The following is a 3966-nucleotide window of genomic DNA, read 5'->3' on the forward strand; positions in this document are numbered from 1 at the left end:
ATTGATCGAATTCGAGAAGTGGATGCTTTAACAGGTGAAGTCCAGTCTGAAGTAGAACACTATCCCATTTATCCAGCGACTCACTTTGTGGTTGACCATGAACAAGTAGAGAAATCAGTTAAATCAATTGAGGCTGAATTAGAAGATCGTTTGAAAGAGTTGAATGATGAAGGGAAGTTGCTTGAAGCGCAACGTCTAGAACAACGTACCCGCTATGATATTGAAATGCTTCTTGAGATGGGTTACTGTAACGGGATTGAAAACTACTCTCGTCACATGGACGGCCGTAAACCAGGGGAAGCACCCTATACCTTGCTAGATTTCTTCCCGGAAGATTTCTTATTAATGGTGGATGAGTCGCATATGACAATGCCACAGGTGCGCGGAATGTATAATGGGGATAAGGCAAGAAAACAAGTTTTAATTGACCATGGTTTCCGTTTACCGTCAGCCTTGGATAACCGACCATTAAAATTAGAAGAGTTTGAAGAAAAATTAAACCAGACCCTATACGTATCGGCAACACCAGCGGATTATGAAGTAGAAAAAGCTGGCGAAGATGATATTGTCGAACAAATCATTCGACCAACCGGCTTGCTTGATCCTACTGTGGAAGTTCGTCCAATTGAAGGTCAAATTGATGACATTATTAGTGAGATTAATGACCGAATTGAACGTGAAGAACGGGTATTTATCACCACTTTAACGAAACGAATGTCAGAAGACCTGACCGACTACTTGGAAGAAGTGGGCATCAAGGTAAAATATCTGCATTCTGATATCAAGACGTTAGAACGTACAGAAATTATTCGTGACTTACGTCTAGGTGTATTCGATGTGTTGATTGGGATTAACTTATTGCGTGAGGGAATAGATGTACCTGAAGTATCCTTAGTCACGATATTAGATGCAGACAAAGAAGGCTTCTTGCGTAATGAACGGTCGCTGATCCAAACTATTGGACGGGCAGCACGTAATCAAAATGGGCATGTAATTCTGTATGCAGATGGTATCACCGACTCTATGCGCCGGGCAATGGATGAAACGGCCCGTCGTCGTGCTATCCAACAAGCTTATAACAAGGAACATGGGATTGTACCGCAAACAATCAAGAAAGAAATTCGTGATGCTATTCGAATTACTCATGTGAATTCTGAAGAAATGAGTAATTCTCTAACAGAACAACTCCGAGCTTTGAAACGCGATGATAGAGAACAGGCCTTAAGAAATGTGGAATTAGAAATGAAACAAGCTGCTAAGGACTTAAACTTCGAAAAAGCGGCTGAACTTCGTGACATTATTATGGAATTAAAAGCAGAAATGAAGAAATAGCTATTACTTATCTTAACTATAAAGTAAGCGTAGCTTGCGTTCGATATTTCATAAGATTTTTAATAACAAAAAAGGCATCGCTTTGTCGGCGGTGCCTTTTTCTTTGACTATTTTTCTTTTAAGTTATTATCCTTTACTTCATCTTCCAATGCTATTTTATCTGCTATAAAAAGGTTAAAGTAATTCAAGCAAAGAATTAACCAAGTAGCGCCTATAGACCAACCGGCGATAATATCAGATAGATAGTGGACGCCAAGGTATAAGCGAGATGCACTGATGGCAACCACCATGAAGATGGTAAAGCCAATTGAGTAGGGTATCATCTTTGGATACTTATCTTTAAAATAATACCAAGTTAAGAAAGCTAGGGTTCCCCATGCTAGTACTGCACCAGTTGCATGTCCAGAAGGGAAGGAGTAGCCTCCTTGGTCAACAAGGTGCAGCACGTAGGAAGGGCGCGCCCTTTGAATAATATTTTTGATTAGCGCAACAACAGGGCCAGCGCCAACTAGAATAGTGAAAACTATCCACAGTAATACTTGCCATTTTCGACTAATATAGTAGAAAATACCAGCAATAATCAACGTGAGAGGAATGATTCCTTGGGCATTACCAATGAGGGTGAACGATTGTACAAACGTTGTAAAAGGCGCTGGACCCCATTGATAGAGATGTTGGCCAATATTTTGGTCGATTACTGTCAAAAAATCAACGTCAATCATTGCTGTTAAACAGATTAAAATAAAGGGTATTGCGGTGATGGCGGATGCTATTAAATAAGGTTGAATTGGATCTTTTTTCATTGCTTGCCTCCATGTCGATATTAAGCTTTATTGTATATATTGTATGAACATTTCGCAAGGGACTAAAGGCTGATTGTCCACGGGTTGGCGTATTGGGTAAGTGCAGGCATAAAAATTTCAATACACCTTAGATTAATCGATACAGTTCATCTATGCTTACTAATTTCCCCGAAATTCCATTTGCATTATCAGTTGATTGTGTGTATAATGTCAGATGACCGTTTACTTCGCGAGTTGAATCACCAACGCTTGTCGCAGTTTACGGCGAATATGATGAAAGAGGTGTTGTCACATGGCAATTTCAAAAGAACGTAAAAACGAATTAATCCAACAATTTGCACGTCACGAAGGAGATACTGGTAGCCCAGAGGTACAAATCGCTATCTTAACTGAAGATATCAACTCTCTTAACGAACATGCACGTACACACAAAAAAGACCACCATTCTTACCGTGGTTTAATGAAAAAAGTTGGTCACCGTCGTAACTTGTTAGCTTACTTACGTAACAAAGATGTTCAACGTTACCGTGATTTAATCAAAGCATTAGGCTTACGTCGTTAATTCTTATAAATATGATCTTAAAGCGGGATACATTTGTGTCTCGCTTTTGTTGATTTTTAACCCTTTTTATAGGAAAATAAACTGGTATGGAATAAAAGCGCCAACAGTTGTTCACTACTATGCAAATTTGTGAGTATCAAGTCTTGATCTTAGAAATTTGTTTAGTAGCAAACTTGTTGGCAGTAAGCGAATAAAGGAGCATGTTAGAACATGGAAGAAAAGCAAGTGTTTAAAATGAATTGGGCCGGTCGCCCATTATCAATCGAATATGGTCAGGTAGCTAAACAAGCCAATGCAGCGGTATTGGTTCGTTATGGAGATACTGTCGTATTAACTGCCGTAGTAGGGGCAAAAGAAGCTAAGCCAGGGCAAGACTTCTTCCCATTACAAGTAAACTATGAAGAAAAAATGTACTCAGTAGGGAAAATTCCTGGTGGTTACATCAAACGTGAAGGTCGCCCAAGCGAACATGCAACATTAACAGCACGTTTGATTGACCGTCCTATCCGTCCGATGTTTGACGAAGGGTTTACCAATGAAGTGCAAGTGATTAATACTGTTTTATCAGTAGACCCAGACTGTTCACCAGAAATGGCCGCAATGTTTGGTTCCTCAGCAGCCTTAACAATCTCAGATATTCCTTTCGACGGTCCTATTGCAGGGGTAAATGTTGGTCGTGTAAATGGCGATTTGGTGATTAACCCAACTGTAGAACAACAAGCACAATCTGATTTAGAGTTAATTGTTGCTGGATCTAAAGATGCCATCAACATGGTAGAGTCTTCAGCTGCAGAGTTATCTGAAACAGAGATGCTTGAAGCCTTAATGTTTGGGCACACATCAATCCGTGAATTATGCTACTTCCAAGACGAAATCCGTGAAAAAGTTGGTCAAGAAAAAATGGACGTCCAATTAAATACACCGGACAACGTGTTGGTTGCTGAAGTAACAGCACAATACAATCAACAAATGGTTGAAGCAATCCAAACTTTTGACAAGTTGGAACGTGAAGAAAATATCGAAGCAGTTAAAGCGGCGATTATCGATCACTACAGCGAATTATATGCAGAACATGAAGATGCTGCGACCTTAATGGACCAAGTGCGCCAAATCGCGAACCAATTAGAGTACAAGGAAGTTCGTCGTTTAATTACTGACGATAAAGTGCGTCCTGATGGTCGTAAAATTGACGAAATCCGTCCATTAGCTTCAGAAGTTGGCTTATTACCACGTACACACGGTTCAGGTTTATTCACACGTGGACAAACC

3 protein-coding genes and 1 pseudogene are annotated in these 3966 nt (G+C 40.0%); 3 read left to right on the forward strand and 1 reads right to left on the reverse strand.

The genetic code is table 11. From position 1 onward, the window contains the following. Positions 1–1332: helicase-related protein (locus tag ACRCJ0_RS10170; RefSeq protein WP_431390364.1), on the forward strand; the 1332-nt coding region annotated here is incomplete at its 5' end. A 107-nt stretch (positions 1333–1439) separates the two neighbouring features. Here the strand turns inward: ACRCJ0_RS10170 and ACRCJ0_RS10175 are convergent. Next, complete coding sequence (locus tag ACRCJ0_RS10175; protein WP_431390365.1) at positions 1440–2135, reverse strand: phosphatase PAP2 family protein; 696 nt, start codon at positions 2133–2135, stop codon at positions 1440–1442. Between the two features lie 292 nt (positions 2136–2427). On the opposite strand from ACRCJ0_RS10175, the gene rpsO reads away from it, so the two are divergent. Together rpsO and ACRCJ0_RS10185 are read left to right on the forward strand one after the other, a co-directional pair. Further along, positions 2428–2697: a 30S ribosomal protein S15 gene (gene rpsO / locus ACRCJ0_RS10180; RefSeq protein WP_016896738.1), complete on the forward strand. Its 270-nt coding sequence runs from the start codon at positions 2428–2430 to the stop codon at positions 2695–2697. A gap of 210 nt (positions 2698–2907) precedes the next feature. Then, positions 2908–3966, forward strand: a pseudogene (locus ACRCJ0_RS10185) (polyribonucleotide nucleotidyltransferase); the annotation flags it as partial.

This window comes from Aerococcus sp. L_32 (assembly GCF_050689315.1).

Excerpts from the sequence above, each read along its gene's own strand:
- ACRCJ0_RS10175 (WP_431390365.1), bottom strand. The coding sequence starts at position 2,135 with ATGAAAAAAGATCCAATTCAACCTTATTTAATAGCATCCGCCATCACC.
- rpsO (WP_016896738.1), top strand. The coding sequence starts at position 2,428 with ATGGCAATTTCAAAAGAACGTAAAAACGAATTAATCCAACAATTTGCA.